Annotated in this window: 14 protein-coding genes; 5 read left to right on the top strand and 9 right to left on the bottom strand. The window is 65.0% G+C overall.

The genetic code is table 11. The annotated features are described in order from the left end of the window. The first annotated feature begins 5 nt into the window (after nt 1-5). Complete coding sequence (locus tag ACZY0Q_RS07085; RefSeq protein ID WP_463915430.1) at nt 6-1,073, top strand: UDP-N-acetylmuramate dehydrogenase; 1,068 nt, start codon at nt 6-8, stop codon at nt 1,071-1,073. A gap of 2 nt (nt 1,074-1,075) precedes the next feature. On the opposite strand, the gene ACZY0Q_RS07080 is transcribed toward ACZY0Q_RS07085, so the two are convergent. Continuing rightward, the gene (locus ACZY0Q_RS07080; RefSeq protein WP_463915429.1) at nt 1,076-1,576 is read right to left on the bottom strand and encodes a hypothetical protein; all 501 of its coding nucleotides are present in this window, start codon (nt 1,574-1,576) and stop codon (nt 1,076-1,078) included. Between the two features lie 37 nt (nt 1,577-1,613). On the opposite strand from ACZY0Q_RS07080, the gene ACZY0Q_RS07075 reads away from it, so the two are divergent. Continuing rightward, nucleotides 1,614-2,711 (top strand): winged helix DNA-binding domain-containing protein, encoded by a 1,098-nt coding sequence (locus ACZY0Q_RS07075; protein ID WP_463915428.1) that lies wholly within the window; start codon nt 1,614-1,616, stop codon nt 2,709-2,711. 235 nt (nt 2,712-2,946) lie between these two features. Continuing rightward, entirely contained in the window at nt 2,947-3,924 is a 978-nt protein-coding gene (locus ACZY0Q_RS07070) for a hypothetical protein (RefSeq protein WP_463915427.1), read from the top strand. An 88-nt stretch (nt 3,925-4,012) separates the two neighbouring features. On the opposite strand, the gene asd is transcribed toward ACZY0Q_RS07070, so the two are convergent. From asd to ACZY0Q_RS07030, 8 genes are all read right to left on the bottom strand, one after another. After that, nucleotides 4,013-5,155, bottom strand: coding sequence for an aspartate-semialdehyde dehydrogenase (gene asd / locus ACZY0Q_RS07065; protein ID WP_463915426.1), 1,143 nt, complete (start codon nt 5,153-5,155; stop codon nt 4,013-4,015). A 91-nt stretch (nt 5,156-5,246) separates the two neighbouring features. Then, a complete protein-coding gene (locus ACZY0Q_RS07060; RefSeq protein ID WP_463915424.1) occupies nt 5,247-5,465 on the bottom strand; it encodes an NF038396 family protein in 219 nt (72 codons plus the stop codon). Nucleotide 5,466: 1 nt separating this feature from the next. Beyond that, nucleotides 5,467-6,051, bottom strand: a complete 585-nt coding sequence (locus ACZY0Q_RS07055) for a dihydrofolate reductase (RefSeq protein WP_463915422.1) — start codon at nt 6,049-6,051, stop codon at nt 5,467-5,469. Beyond that, complete coding sequence (locus ACZY0Q_RS07050; protein WP_463915421.1) at nt 6,048-6,851, bottom strand: thymidylate synthase; 804 nt, start codon at nt 6,849-6,851, stop codon at nt 6,048-6,050. Before ACZY0Q_RS07050 ends, ACZY0Q_RS07055 begins: the two co-directional genes overlap by 4 nt. 251 nt (nt 6,852-7,102) lie before the next feature. Continuing rightward, a complete protein-coding gene (locus ACZY0Q_RS07045) occupies nt 7,103-8,071 on the bottom strand; it encodes an NUDIX hydrolase (protein WP_463915420.1) in 969 nt (322 codons plus the stop codon). Between the two features lie 10 nt (nt 8,072-8,081). Beyond that, complete coding sequence (locus ACZY0Q_RS07040) at nt 8,082-10,331, bottom strand: RNA degradosome polyphosphate kinase (protein ID WP_463915419.1); 2,250 nt, start codon at nt 10,329-10,331, stop codon at nt 8,082-8,084. A 148-nt stretch (nt 10,332-10,479) separates the two neighbouring features. Then, complete coding sequence (gene mshD, locus ACZY0Q_RS07035; protein ID WP_463915418.1) at nt 10,480-11,451, bottom strand: mycothiol synthase; 972 nt, start codon at nt 11,449-11,451, stop codon at nt 10,480-10,482. Nucleotides 11,452-11,691: 240 nt separating this feature from the next. Continuing rightward, complete coding sequence (locus ACZY0Q_RS07030) at nt 11,692-12,390, bottom strand: winged helix-turn-helix transcriptional regulator (RefSeq protein WP_056344481.1); 699 nt, start codon at nt 12,388-12,390, stop codon at nt 11,692-11,694. Nucleotides 12,391-12,738: 348 nt separating this feature from the next. Between ACZY0Q_RS07030 and ACZY0Q_RS07025 the strand changes: the two genes are divergently transcribed. Both ACZY0Q_RS07025 and ACZY0Q_RS07020 read left to right on the top strand, forming a co-directional pair. Then, nucleotides 12,739-13,506, top strand: coding sequence for a permease (locus ACZY0Q_RS07025; protein ID WP_463916276.1), 768 nt, complete (start codon nt 12,739-12,741; stop codon nt 13,504-13,506). A gap of 172 nt (nt 13,507-13,678) precedes the next feature. Next, on the top strand, nt 13,679-14,293 hold the full coding sequence (locus tag ACZY0Q_RS07020; protein ID WP_463915417.1) for a nitrobindin family protein: 615 nt from the start codon (nt 13,679-13,681) through the stop codon (nt 14,291-14,293). Nucleotides 14,294-14,311 lie beyond the last annotated feature (18 nt).

Raw genomic sequence — 14,311 nt, 5'->3', positions numbered from 1 at the left:
GTCTGGTGACTTCCATTTTGCTCTCCCAGCTAACCACTGCCGCCGTCGGAGGACCCGCCGGCAAGTACATTGAGGCCACCACCGAGGCGGAGATCATCGACGCCGTCCGCACGGCTGACGCTGCCGGGGAGCAGGTCCTCATCATCGGCGGCGGCTCCAACCTCCTGATTTCCGACGACGGATTCCCCGGCACCGTGGTCAGGATCGCCTCGCAAGGGTTCACCGTCAACGCCGAGGATTCCTGCGGCGGCGTGGCGGTGGTGGTCCAGGCCGGCCACAACTGGGATGCCCTGGTTGAACACGCCGTGCTGCATGCCTGGTCCGGCCTTGAAGCACTCGCCGGCATCCCGGGCGCCACCGGCGCCACGCCCGTGCAGAACGTCGGAGCCTATGGATCTGACGTCTCCCAGACCATCGCGGCCGTACGCACCTGGGACCGGACCCGGAACGCGGTCCAGACCTTCACCAACTCCGAGTTGAAGTTCGGCTACCGCGACTCCATCCTGAAGCAGACCACTGTCGGGGGATCCCCCCGCTACGTGGTGCTCACCGTGGAATTCCAGCTGCCCCTGGGCCGGATGAGTGCGCCCATCCGCTACGCCGAACTGGCCCGTTCCCTGGGCGTGGAGGCTGGTAAGCGGGCGTACTCCAACGATGTCCGCCGGGAAGTCCTGCGGTTGCGTGCCTCCAAGGGTATGGTGCTGGACCCGGCCGACAGGGACACCTATTCCACCGGTTCCTTCTTCACCAACCCGATAGTCCCCGTGGACGTGGCGGCAACGCTGCCGGAGTCCGCACCGCAGTACCCCGCGGGAGGGGACGGGCTGGTGAAGCTGTCCGCCGCGTGGCTGATTGACCAGGCAGGGTTCGGCAAGGGCTATGGCCTGGAGGAGGACAGCGCCTCCGGTGGCCGGGCCGCACTGTCAACGAAGCACACGCTGGCCATCACCAACCGCGGCTCCGCCAGCGCCAAGGACATGCTGGCCATCGCGCGCGAGGTTCGCGCCGGCGTCGTCGAACGCTTTGGCATTGAACTGCACCCGGAACCGCTGCTCATTGGGCTGGCTCTCTAGCGTCAGCCAGCTTGAGTGGCAGGCGCCAGGCGCCCGTCAACCGTGCTCATCAGCCGCACGTTCGTGGCCATGCCCAGCAGGGCAGTGGCCCAGCCAGTGAGCGCCAAATATGGACCCATAAACAGCCAGACCATGAGGCCCGGAAGCGCCGGGTTGGTAGCGGCAGCGAGGACGCAGGCTACCAAACCGATCACGGCGGTGGCCTGGGCGAGGATCCAGAGCAGCCGGCCGCTGATGGGATAGAGCTTCCAGTCGCGCAGGATGCGGACCCGGCCGCGGCCCACCCGGATGCCGGGAAACAGTACGGCGTACCCTCCGCCCAGCGACAGGAACAGGGAGGGCAATAAGAGTTCCAGGGGTAGCTCGCCGCCGCCTCCTGCGGGCAGGAAACCCATCGCCGGGGCCAGGCCGATGGCCACGCCGGCCAGGACCGAAATGCTCCCTGCCACCAGCCATAGCTGTGTTCCGCGCGCGAACAAGTGCCACAAACTCCCCAAAGTCATGCTTCTACCCTAACGGGCCAGGTCCTACGATGAGGACATGGCAGCGAACCGCGTAAACCGCAAGGTGCTGGGCAGGCTGCGGCTCGCCTCTCAAGGATTGCTTGGCCCGGGACTTGGCACAGCTGGGGACGCGGTTCGCTGGATGACGGCCACCCAGGCTCAGGACCTGCAGGCAGCGCTCTGGGCCATCGGTCGCCGAATTCCGGGCGCAGGGTTGACTGACGTGCGCGCTGCACTGCACAGCGGCAGTGTGGTCCGGTCCTGGCCGATGCGCGGCACGCTGCACTTCGTGGCTCCGGAGGATCTGCGCTGGATGCTGGACCTCACCACCGAACGGCTGAGCCGCATCGTCGCCGGCCGGCACCGGGAACTGGACATCACGTGGGCTGACATCGAGAAATGCCGCGACGTGGCCCTGGAACGGATCGCGGCCGGAGGTCCCGTGAGCCGGGTCGAAGTCTTCGAGGTGTTTGAGGCGGCCGGGCAGCCCACCACCGGCCAGCGTGGGATCCACATCGTGGGGACGTTGTGCCGGCACGCCTGGCTGGTCCAAGGGCCGTTGGCCGGGAACCAGCAGCTGCTGGTGGCGTTCGATAACTGGATCCCGGTGTCGCGGGACCTTGAACGGCAGGAAGCGATCGCCGAGTTCATGCTGCGTTACTTCCGCAGCCACGGGCCTGCTACCGTCCGCGACTTCGCGTGGTGGACCCAGATTCCCCTGACCGACGTGCGGGCGGCGTTTGAGCTGGTCAGTGGGCAGCTGGTGGAGCTGGAATTCGGGGGTGCCAACTATTGGATGTCACCGGAGACTGCGTCAATGCTCGACGACGGTGTGCCCGGGCAGCGGTCCGTCCTGCTGCTGCCGGGCTTCGACGAGTTCCTGCTGGGCTACCAGGACCGCAGCCTCGTATTGGCGCCGGAGCACGCCAACAAGATCGTCCCTGGCGGCAACGGAGTGTTCAAGAAGACCGTTGTGGCCGGGGGAGAAGTGATCGGCACATGGGTGCGGGCCGGCACCAGCCGGAGCGCCGCCGTCGTGCCTGAACTCTTTGACGAGGCCCGGCCACTGGGACCCGCGGGCCAGGCGGCGTTCGACAGTGCCGCCGCGCAGTATCTCGCATTCCTGGACAGCTGAGGCGGGCCTAGCCTGCGCGGCCCGCCGCAACACAAAGACGGCCCTGCCCCACAAAGACGGCCCTGCCCCACACGGGCGGCCCGGCCCCGCAAAAGCGGTGCGGGGCAGCAACGTTCCTGCGGGGCAGGGCAGCGGATGATGCCGAAAGAAGCAAACGCGCGTATTTCTGCCGGAGTTGTCCACATAACGTGGCTGCAATCTACCCGGACCGCTGCTGGTCCGAGAACCTTGGACCATGAATGGCGACAAAATCCGTGTGCTCCTGGATGAGCGCTGGCCGGCGTTCCCCGTTGCTTCCACCCAACAGCTGGAAGCGGCCGGGCTGGACGAACGTGTCCTGACGGCAGCAGTCCGCGGCGGAATCCTCCGACGGCTTCGACGCGGCGCCTACGTCCGGAGTGCCGATTGGAAGGTAGCTGAGCCGTGGACCAAGGATGCGCTGCGGATCCACGCGCACTTCCTATCCACCGGCGGAGTGGCGCGTTACAGCCATGTCAGCGCTGCCAGGCTGCACGAGTGCCACGTCTGGGACGTTGGGCCATTGGTCCACGTCACCACGGCCTATGCCAACGCAACGAAAAGTGCTGGCGCGGACGTTCGCACGCACCGGATGGACCTGCAACCTGCGGATACTACAACTCTGTGGAGCATGGATGGCAAAGAGATTCTGACTACCGGCATTGAACGGACTGTCCTGGACTGCGCCCGTATCCTGCCACTGGAGCAGGCAGCCGTGATCGGTGATCACGCGCTGCGCAAGGGAGCCGAAATCGACAGTCTGCGACAGCTGCTGGACGTGGGCCCGGTCAAACGCGGGAACCGGCGGGTGCTGGATCTGCTGGCTGTCCTGGATGAACGGTCGGAATCGGTGGGGGAGACCCGCACCAGGCTGTTGCTGCGGTCATTCGGTCTGAACATGTTCATTCCGCAGTTCGAGATTCAGACCCAGGGCGGTCGATTCAGGGCAGACTTCGCAGACCCGATAACCCGTATCGTGATCGAGTTTGATGGCAGCGGCAAATATACCGACTACAGACCGACGGAAGAGGTGCTGCTCGCAGAGCGTCGCCGGGAAAACGCACTGATCGAAGAAGGCTGGCTGGTCCTTCGGCTTGAATGGAGGCACCTGGCGTACCCTGCGGAAGTGGGGCGCCGACTGTCGGCAATGATGGATCGGTCCATGATTCTGCGTGCGTCAGGCCTCGCCAGCTGAACGCAAAGACGGCTCTGCCCCGCAGGAGCGGTGCGGGGCAGCACCGTTCCTGCGGGGCAGGGCCGTTCAAGTGGCGGGAAAGCTTGGGTTACAGGTTCCCGGTGGCGATGTTGAGCATGCGGCGCAGCGGCTCGGCGGCGCCCCAGAGCAGCTGGTCACCCACGGTGAAGGCGCTGATGTATTGCGGTCCCATTTCCATCTTGCGGATGCGGCCCACGGGGATGTCCAGCGTGCCGGACGCGGCCACGGGGGTCAGGCCGGCCATGGAGTCTTCCTTTGTGTTCGGGATGACCTTGGCCCACACGTTGTCTTCCGCGAGGAGCTTCTCGATCTCGGCCACGGAAAGGTCCTCACGGAGCTTGAGGGTGAGGGCCTGGGAGTGGGAGCGCATGGCGCCGATCCGGATGCAGAGGCCGTCCATGATGATGCGGTTCTCGTCCGAGGTGCCCAGGATCTTGTTGGTCTCAACACCGGCCTTCCACTCCTCCTTGGACTGCCCGTTGCCCAGGTCAGCGTCGATCCAGGGGATCAGCGAACCGGCCAGCGGCACGCCGAACTGGGTGGCGTCGATGTCGGTGCGCTGGTGGGCCAGGACCTTGCGGTCAATTTCCAGGATGGCCGACGCCGGGTCGTCCAGTTCGGAGCTGACCTCGGCGTTGAGTGTGCCGAACTGGCTGAGCAGTTCGCGCATGTGCCGGGCGCCGCCGCCGGAGGCAGCCTGATAGGTCATGGACGTGCCCCATTCGACGAGGCCGTTCTTGAATAGCCCGCCGAGGCCCATCAGCATGCAGGAAACGGTGCAGTTGCCGCCGATGAAGTCCTTGGTGCCGTTGACCAGGCCTTTGTCGATGACATCGCGGTTGATCGGGTCCAGCACGATGATCGAGTCGTCGTTCATGCGCAGAGTCGAGGCGGCGTCGATCCAGAGGCCGTCCCAGCCGCGGCTGCGCAGCTCGGTGTGCACGCGCTTGGTGTAGTCCCCGCCCTGGGCGGTGACAATAATGGGCAGCTTAGCCAGCGTGTCGACGTCGAACGCGTCCTCAAGCTTGCCGGCCGCGCCGGCGGCAGCACCGGCAACAGCCGGGGCGGCACCTCCCGCGTTGGACGTGGAGAAGAACACCGGGTTGATGTTGGCGAAGTCGCCCTCGTCCTGCATGCGCTGCATCAGGACGGAGCCGACCATGCCGCGCCATCCGACCAGGCCGACGGAGGGGGTAGCTGCTGTAGTCATTCGTACAGTTTAGACGCCGGAACGAGCGGGGCGCAGTCGGTTACGTCACTGCCGTAAGGGACGCGTACGACGGAGTGTGGCAGCCGCAAAGTCAGCCGCGTTTGGTTTCCTCCAGCACCGCAGCTTTGCGGAGCCGCAACGCGTAGAAGGCGCCGAAGGCGAACACCTGCGTGACCACCACCAGCACGATGGCCCCGGCGATCTTGTTGCCGCCCAGGATCATCGTCAGGCCAACGATCGCAGACAGCAGCGCGAGCAGCGGCAGCAGCATGTAGCCCAGCACAAACAGTGTTTCCGGTTTTTTCAACATCTCAGCCCTGCGTCCTAATCCATTTGGTAAACCTGTAGCGCGTTCCGTTGGCTGCCGTCAGCCACCCGTCCGGCGGGACGGACGTGGCCGCCTCCCAGGTCTCGTCGAGCTCGGGAGCGTAAGTATCGCCGTCGGCCTCCACATCGATGGTGGTGACCACGGCAACGTTGGCGAGTTCGGTGGACTGGCGGAAGACTTCGCCGCCGCCCAGGATCCACACTGTCTCGCCGCCGTCGACGAACTGAGACTCGAGGAGGGCATCATCCAGGGAAGGGACCACGACGGCGCCCTCCGCCTCAGACGAATCGCCCCAGTTTTTCTGCCGCGTAATCACAATGTTCGTCCGGCCCGGCAGGGGACGGTATTTGTCCGGGAAGGACAGCCACGTTTTGCGGCCCATGATCACCGGGTGCCCCATGGTCAGGCGGTTGAAGTGCTTCAGGTCTTCGGGCAGGTGCCAGGGCATGTCGCCGTTTTTGCCGATCACGCCGCCGGACGTCTGCGCCCACACCAAGCCGACGCCGGTCACGGAACCGGCAAGCTCCTGCGCGAAGGACTGGGGGTCAGCTGCGTTCCCGGTGCTCATACGGCGATCGGGGCCTTGATCGTGGGGTGGTGCTGGTAACCCACCACCTCGAAGTCCTCGAGCGTGTAGTCGAAGATCGACGCCGGCTTCCGGGTAATCTTCAGCTGCGGGTATTCATACGGTTCCCGGTCCAGCTGCTTCAGGACCTGGTCCATGTGGTTCTCGTAGATGTGGACGTCGCCGCCGGTCCATACAAACTCGCCGGGCTCCAGACCCACCTGCTGCGCAATCATGCAGGTGAGCAGCGCGTAAGAGGCGATGTTGAAGGGCACGCCGAGGAACATGTCCGCCGAGCGCTGGTAGAGCTGGCAGGACAGTTTGCCGTCAGCCACGTAGAACTGGAAGAACGCGTGGCACGGAGGCAGCGCCATGTCCTTGAGCTCGGAGACGTTCCACGCGGACACAATGTGGCGGCGTGAATCCGGGTTGGATTTGAGGTTCTGCACGAGCTCGGCGATCTGGTCAATATGGCCGCCGTCGGGGGTGGGCCAGCTGCGCCACTGGACGCCGTACACGGGACCCAGTTCGCCTTCCGCGTCAGCCCACTCATTCCAGATGCTCACGCCCTGGTCCTGCATCCACTTCACGTTCGATTCGCCGCGCAGGAACCACAACAGCTCCACCGCCACGGACTTGAAATGCACGCGTTTGGTGGTGATCAGCGGGAAGCTCAGGCCAAGGTCAAAGCGCAGTTGACGGCCGAAAACACTGGTGGTTCCGGTGCCCGTGCGGTCGGATTTGTGCGTGCCATGGGCCAGGACGTCACGCAGGAGGTCTTCATAAGGCGTCGGGATGCTCACGGCTAAAGTCTACCGGGCCAAGCCCCGCCGACCCCGCAACGGCCCCGCGGCTGGCCTCAGCGTTGGCCGCCGGCCGCGCATCGGATCAGCCCTTCCTCAGCTTGCCGCGGACCAGATCCAGCAGGAGCTCATCGGTGAGCCGCGCGTCGCGCCCGGCATTGACCAAAAGGTCGACGGCGGCAGTCACCGCTTCGGGCACCGGCCCGCCTGCCTGGCTGGAGCCACCCTGTGCCGGCGGGGCGCTGATAACCTCAGTCGTCGAAGGGCTTGAACTGCTCCACGGCCACGATGCGCTGCTTGTTGCCGACGGCCACGTGGCACACCACCAGCTCGCCTGGGGAAAGGTAAGGGTCGGAGTCCGGCAGGAGCGCGCGCAGACGGCCCGGCATGTGCTTGCCCAGCTGGCCCAATACTGTGGGCAGTGCAGGTCGGTGCGTGCAGATGGCGACGGGCTGTGCCTTTTCCAGGAGCGAGTCGATGATGGCAGCGGTTTTTTTGGGCGTCCGGGCGTGCTTGTGTTCTGTCAGCGCATCCACGAGTTTTACTTTGGCCCCCGTTGCTCTCAGGTACGGCGCCACAGTTGACACGCAGCGCTGCCAGGGACTTGTCACCACACGCGCCGGCTTCCAGGCCTGCAGGAGCCGGCCCACGGCCTGAGCCTGCCTAATCCCCGTCGCGGCCAGGGGCCGTTCGCCCTCGGCTTTGGACCAGGACGAGCGCGGTTTGGCCTTCGCATGCCGCACCACGATCAGAGGCCACGTGTTCAGTTCGCCGCGGTTATGGGCGGCCTGCAGATGCTCCAGGGGAACGACGTCGGACGGGTTGGTCAGCAGACCGGCGGCCGTTTCCGGGGCGCACCAGACCACACGGTCCACCTCCTTGCCATCAGGAACGAGGCGGGCACCGTTGACGTGGACCGCCCAGTAGTGGACCACCTTCAGCCCGGACGCCACGTGGTAGTGGATGGGCGGCAGCGGGATGCCCAGGGGCGCGGCAAGTCCGATCTCCTCCTGCACCTCGCGCGCGGCGCATTCGGGGATGGTCTCGCCGGGGTCGATCTTGCCCTTGGGCCACGACCAGTCGTCATACCGCGGACGGTGGATCAGCAGGACTTCAAGACCATCCGAGTTGATCCGCCAGGGCAGCGCTCCGGCAGCGACGACGGCAACTGCCTCGCCGGGATGGTCTGTTTGGTCTGCTACGAGGGTGTCGCTCGCCAACGCCGTAGCCCTACCGCCGGCTCAGGCTGCGCTGGCGCGTACGCGAAGCCAGCAGCCAGGACTGGATGTCGTCGAGAGGGCTGCCGTCGTCGGCAATGTGGTGCCGGTTCCACAGGCCCTGGTTATCCAGATGCCAGCTGGCTGTTTCCGGGTCCATGTAGCGCCGCAGCAGGTCAAGGACGTAGCGGATGTCGTCAGGATTGGACAGCTGGACCAGGGCCTCCACCCTGCGGTCCAGGTTCCGGTGCATCATGTCGGCCGAGCCGATGTAAACCACGGGATCGCCGCCGTTGGCAAAGGCGAATACCCGGGAGTGTTCCAGGAAGCGCCCCAACACCGAGCGCACGGTGATGTTGTCGCTGAGGCCCGGGACACCGGGACGCAGTGAGCAGATGCCGCGCACAATGACGTCCACCATCACGCCGGCCTGGGAGGCGCGGTACAGCGAGTCGATGATGGCTTCGTCCACCATGGAGTTGACCTTGATCTGCACCCTGGCGGCCAGCCCGGCACGGGCGTTGCGGATCTCAGTCTCGATGCGGTCGATCAGTCCGGAGCGGACAGAGCGGGGGGCAACCAGGAGCCGCTTGAATGTGGACTTGGGTGCATAGCCGGAGAGCTGGTTGAACAGCTTGGAAAGGTCCTCGCCCACCTGGTCGTTTGCGGTCAGCAGGCCAAGGTCCTCGTAGTAGCGGGCCGTGCGGGGGTGATAGTTGCCGGTGCCGATGTGGCAGTAGCGGCGCAGCCCGTCCACTTCCTGGCGGACCACCAGCGACAGCTTGCAATGCGTTTTCAGGCCAACGATGCCGTAGACCACATGGACGCCCGCCTGTTCCAGCTTGCGCGCCCAGGAGATGTTGGCCTGCTCATCGAACCGGGCTTTGATCTCTACGAGGGCCAGCACCTGTTTGCCGGCCTCGGCGGCGTCGATCAGGGCGTCAACGATGGGGGAGTCGCCGGAGGTCCTGTACAGGGTCTGCTTGATGGCCTGGACCTTGGGGTCCGCGGCTGCCTGTTCCAGGAACGCCTGCACTGAGGTGGAGAAGGAGTCGTAGGGGTGGTGGAGCAGAATGTCGCGGCGACGCATCGCCGAGAAAACATTGGCGGCCTTGGACGTCTCGGACTCGTTGAGGAACCGGGACGTGTGCGGCAACTGCTTGGGGTAATGAAGGTCGGCACGGTCAATTCCGGCAATGACGGACAACCCGCGGAGGTCCAACGGAGCCGGCAGCGAGTACACCTCGGACTCTTCCACGCCGAGCTCACGGATGAGCAGGGCCCGGATATTCGGGTTGATGTCGTGGGTGACCTCAAGCCGGACGGGAGGGCCAAACCGGCGGCGCAGCAGTTCCTTCTCCAACGCCTGCAGGAGGTTCTCGGCGTCGTCCTCTTCCACCTCGAGGTCCTCGTTACGGGTGACGCGGAAGATGTGGTGTTCCAGGACTTCCATGCCGGCGAAGAGCTTGTCCAGGTGGACGGCGATGACTTCCTCAAGCGCGATAAAACGCGCCACGCGTCCCGCGACAGCCCCGGCCCGCGGCCCGTCGATGGAGATCAGGCGGGGAAGCTGGTCCGGAACCTTGAGGCGGGCGAAGAGTTCCTTGTCGCTCACCGGGTTGCGCACCACCACGGCGAGGTTCAGGGACAGCCCCGAAATGTAGGGGAACGGGTGCGCCGGGTCCACGGCCAGGGGCGTCAGGATAGGGAAGACCTTTTCGGCGAACATGGCGCTCAGCTGCTGCTTGGCGGCGTCGTCCAGTTCGTCCCAGTGCATCAAGTGGATGTGCTCATAGGCCAAGGCAGGGCGGATTTGCTCGGCGTAAACCTGGGCATGGCGCTGCTGGAGGCGGTGGGCTTCGTCACCGATCTTCTCCAAGACCTCCACCGGGCTGAGGCCGGCAGGCGAGGGCACCGCGAGGTTCGTGGCGATGCGCCGCTTCAGGCCTGCCACCCGGACCATAAAGAACTCGTCCAGGTTGGACGCGAAGATGGACAGGAATGCCACGCGTTCCAGCAGGTGGAGGGAGGGATCTTCGGCGAGTTCCAGGACGCGCGAGTTGAACGCCAGCCAGCTGAGCTCGCGGTCCAGGAAACGGTCCGGCCGGATGTCCCCTTCGGGCACCAGGTTGGGCGCAAACTCGGGGATGTCGATCCGGTCCTGCGTTGCACGCGAGGCAGGGACCTCAGACGAGCCGAAGCGCGCGCGCACCGGCGCTGAAGCGCCCTCGGACGTGACTGTTCCGGCGGGTTCCGGTTTCATGGTCTCTCCTCATACCTGGCGCTTGATGCTGGCCCTCGGCCGGCGCGGTTCTCTACCAACCTTACAATCAATCAGCGTCCGTGAGCCCTAGATTTCGGCCCATCCGAAGCCCTTAGTCACACGAGTGGGCTAACTCACCCGGGCTCCCTCAAGCGGAAGTCAGCGGGCCGTACATCACGTCCATGTCCCAGCGTGTGAAGCCGAGGCCTCGGTAGAGGGAAACGGCCGCGGTGTTGTCAGCATCCGTGTAAAGCATGACGGCGTGAAGCCCCAGGCCCTGCAGGTGCCTTATGCCGGCCACCGTGAGCGCTTTGCCCAGGCCCATGCCCTGCGCGGCCGGCGTGACGCCCACAGCGTAGACCTCGCCGATCGCCGGGTGGGCGCCGTGGCGCGGATGCACCTTGGTCCAGTGGAATCCCAACAACCGGTCCTCGGCGTCCACCGCCAGCAGGAAGCCGGCGGGGTCAAACCAGTCCTCGGCCATCCGGGCATCCAGGTCCGCGCGGGACATGGAACCCTGCTCTGGGTGGTGGGCAAAGGCGGCGCGGTTCGCAGCCAGCCAGGCGTCCTCGTCCTGGCCCGGCACAAAGGCGCGGAGCGTGACGCCCTCCGGGAGGCCGGCGTCGGGCAGTTCCGCAGTGACGGTAGTCAGCCTCATCTTCCAAAGCTCACGCACCGGACCGTAGCCGTAGCGGGCGGCGAGGTCCGCTGCCGCCTCGTGGTTGCCGTGGGACCAGGCCTTCAGGCCGTCCAGGCCACGCCCGGCCCTAAGCGCGCCCACAAGGCGGTCCGCCACGCCCTGGTTGCGATAGCTCGGATGCACGGCAATTTCCAGCACGCCGCTGCCGTCCGCTTCCTCCACAACAACCGCAATCCCGGCCAGGTCCTGGCCGGAGGAGGGGTCGGAATCTTCGTCCGGCGCGTAGAGCGCCAGGGTCAGGAGGGAATGCTCTGCAGAGTCCCCTGCACGGAGCGTCACCACAGTCTGTTCGGACAGCGAGGGGTTGCCGTCAGATTCCTCGGCAGCGGCCAGGAGCGCCACGCAGTCCTTCAGTAGTTGTGCCTCCACGCCGCCGTGGACAACAAGGACGGGCCATTTTTCCGGGTGCGCAGGACTCATGAGGCTAGGCTATACGCCCCGGCCGGAAGGCGCTCCGATTTGATGGCCCACGGGCAGGCACGTATAGTCGTTATCTCACCCGCCGGTCACGGCGGGAACGAGGGGGATCCACCAGTGGGGTGGCCTCGATACGTTCGACCCGTATGTCCTCCACCAATAAATTTTCACTAAGACAGGAGTAGCCCCGGACCAGTGGTCCGGGGCTACTCCTGTCTTAACGGATGTCAGGTTTGAACAGTGTCAGGCTTCCGTCAGTTCGTCTTCCTGCTGCCGCACCAGAGTCAGGCGGTAGCCGACGTTCCGGACCGTGCTGATCAGGTTTTCGTGGTCGGCGCCGAGTTTGGCACGCAGCCGCCGGACGTGGACATCCACGGTGCGCGTGCCGCCGTAGTAGTCATAGCCCCACACCTCGGTGAGCAGCTGCTGGCGGGTGAAGACACGGCCGGGGTGCTGGGCCAGGTATTTGAGGAGTTCGAATTCCTTGAACGTCAGGTTCAGGGGCGCTCCGTTGACGCGGGCCGTGTAGCTCGCTTCATCGATGACCACGCCTGCCGCGCGGATCTCCGTGGGGGCGTCATCTTTGTCCGGAACGGCCCGCGCCACGGAGAGCCTGATGCGGGCTTCCACTTCGGCGGGACCGGCTGAATCGAGCACGATGTCATCCACGGCCCAGGCTGAGGAAACAGCAGCCATGCCGCCCTCGGTCAGGATCAGGACCAGGGGTGCGCTCAGTCCGGTGGCTTTCAGCAACTGCGTGAGGGAACGGGCGCCTACCAGGTCCTTGCGGGCGTCGAGAAGCACAATGTCACAGGGATCCGTCTCCAGAAGTGCTGTGGGTTCCGCGGCGAGGATGTGCACGCGGTGGTTCAGCAATTCCAGGGCAGGCAGAATGTCTACCGAAGAACCGGTGCTGTTCGTCAATAACAGGATGTGCGACATTGTTCCTCCAAGGGGCGTCCGCGCATCTTCGGGCGACTGAACCGGGTTTTCACCGGCCGGTACTATCTCACTGCAGCTGACTTGGCCGACGAGGAATCTATCCGGCGGGCATCCGCAGCAGGAAGCGTAGCTGAACTTTGAGTATACCCACCGGCCTGCCCCACGGCATGGATTTCGCCCGTGCAAACCTTCGCTTTGCGACATATCCGGGTCATATAAGGCAGGATTGAGCCGTGGGGCAGAACGCCCTGACGCGGTAGGCAGAGCCGCCGGGTCCACAGCCAGAATTGGATGCCACGAATTGAGTGCAGAGTCGAAGCCGCCGCGACCCGGCCGGCCGGGTCCCCGATGACCGCCGAGGTGCGGGCCCCGGTAAAATCACTGGGCTCCTGGGTCATCGGTGTTGTCGGAGTGGCGGGTCTTGTGGCGATCATCGCCGGAGTCTACGCCTCACGAGAGGCACTTATCGGCGTCGCCGCGGTGATAGCTGTGGCCGTCGGCATCGGCTGGCCCCACTTCCTCCGCATCCCCGCAAAGAAGACCCTGGCTGCCGTCATCGCACTGCCCGGCGTCGGAGCGGCGCTCGCTGCAGGCTTTGTCCCCGCCCCGGGTTTCCTGAATTGGACGCCTGCTTTCGTGGCGCTGGGCATGATGGCCGTGTTTGTGGTCCAGCTCATCCGAGGCACCGGCCAGGCCCAACGGCTTGAATCCACCCTGGGCTGCTGTGCGGGGGTGCTCCTCTCTTGCTTGGGTGCGGGCTGGATCGCCGGCGCGCGCTTTAACGGCGTGCGGGAGATGCTCCTCGTGGCAGCCATCAGCGCCGCCGTGGCACTGTTGGCCGGCCTGATCCGCTGGCCGGACAGCATAGTTGCCCCCCTCGGCATCGTGATGGCAGGACTTGCCGGGCCGCTCGCTGGCCTGGTCTTCTCCGACATTGCTGTTCTGCCGGCGGCGATCTTCGGCGTTGTAGTGGGCGCTGTACTGGTCAGCTTCCGCCGCCTCGTAACACTCCGCGGCGGGCCACTGAATCTTTTGGCTGCGGTTAGCATGGGGCTTGCACCGGTTTCGGCCGTGGGCTCCCTGGCTTACTTCATAGATAAACTACTCATCTACTAACCGGTTAGGATGGCATCATGTCCGTACTTGCATTTGAAATCTTCTTCCTTGTCCTGCTCGGCATCGCCAGCCTGTCCATGGCCTGGTTCGCCGGCTTTGTGGTTTACCGCCTCTTCAAAGGCCAGAAGTAAACCCCCTTTCAACGAGCTAGCATTTTCCTGAGGTAATTGTCGTGCCTATAGAAATTCCTACAGACCTGACACCGGAACTTGTTCCGCTTTCCTGGCTCATTGGTGAGTGGGAAGGCAGCGGCCGGCTCGGCAGCGGGGACGAGGACTCGGAACACTTCTTCCAGCATGTGTCTTTCACGCACAACGGCCTGCCGTATCTTCAGTACCGCGCGGAGAGCTGGCTAACTGACGACGACGGCACGCGCCTGCGGCCGCTGACAGTTGAGACCGGTTTTTGGGCGCTGGAGCGCAAACAGCTTGATGCCGACGGCGGACCAGGCCTGATTCCGGCCGATATTGTTCCCGCACTCAAGAGCGCAGACGAAGTCGAAGCGCAGCGCAATAGAGACGGCGGGTTCGACATCTCGGTGTCCATCTCACATCCCGGCGGGATCTCTGAGCTGTACTACGGGCAGATCAAGGGCCCGCAGGTCCACCTCACCACCGACATGGTGATGCGCGGCAGCCATTCCAAGGACTACAGCGCCGCCACCCGGATCTTCGGTCTGGTGGACGGCAACCTGCTCTGGCGCTGGGACGTTGCAACCGGCGGAACATCACAGCCTGGCAAGGGTCTCGAAGCGCACGCCTCGGCCTTCCTGAAAAAGGTTTCCTGACGCCCTGCTGCGCCACCG

It is taken from the genome of Pseudarthrobacter lactosi (assembly GCF_055412785.1).
The sequence above is the reverse complement of the archived record's forward strand: the minus strand, read 5'-3'. Positions and strand labels throughout refer to the sequence as shown.

Bases quoted from the DNA above. Each gene is read 5' to 3' on its own strand.
- ACZY0Q_RS07080 (WP_463915429.1), bottom strand. From the start codon at position 1,576: ATGACTTTGGGGAGTTTGTGGCACTTGTTCGCGCGCGGAACACAGCTA.
- ACZY0Q_RS07075 (WP_463915428.1), top strand. From the start codon at position 1,614: ATGGCAGCGAACCGCGTAAACCGCAAGGTGCTGGGCAGGCTGCGGCTC.
- ACZY0Q_RS07070 (WP_463915427.1), top strand. From the start codon at position 2,947: ATGAATGGCGACAAAATCCGTGTGCTCCTGGATGAGCGCTGGCCGGCG.
- asd (WP_463915426.1), bottom strand. From the start codon at position 5,155: ATGACTACAGCAGCTACCCCCTCCGTCGGCCTGGTCGGATGGCGCGGC.
- ACZY0Q_RS07060 (WP_463915424.1), bottom strand. From the start codon at position 5,465: ATGTTGAAAAAACCGGAAACACTGTTTGTGCTGGGCTACATGCTGCTG.
- ACZY0Q_RS07055 (WP_463915422.1), bottom strand. From the start codon at position 6,051: ATGAGCACCGGGAACGCAGCTGACCCCCAGTCCTTCGCGCAGGAGCTT.
- ACZY0Q_RS07040 (WP_463915419.1), bottom strand. From the start codon at position 10,331: ATGAAACCGGAACCCGCCGGAACAGTCACGTCCGAGGGCGCTTCAGCG.
- mshD (WP_463915418.1), bottom strand. From the start codon at position 11,451: ATGAGTCCTGCGCACCCGGAAAAATGGCCCGTCCTTGTTGTCCACGGC.
- ACZY0Q_RS07030 (WP_056344481.1), bottom strand. From the start codon at position 12,390: ATGTCGCACATCCTGTTATTGACGAACAGCACCGGTTCTTCGGTAGAC.
- ACZY0Q_RS07025 (WP_463916276.1), top strand. From the start codon at position 12,739: ATGACCGCCGAGGTGCGGGCCCCGGTAAAATCACTGGGCTCCTGGGTC.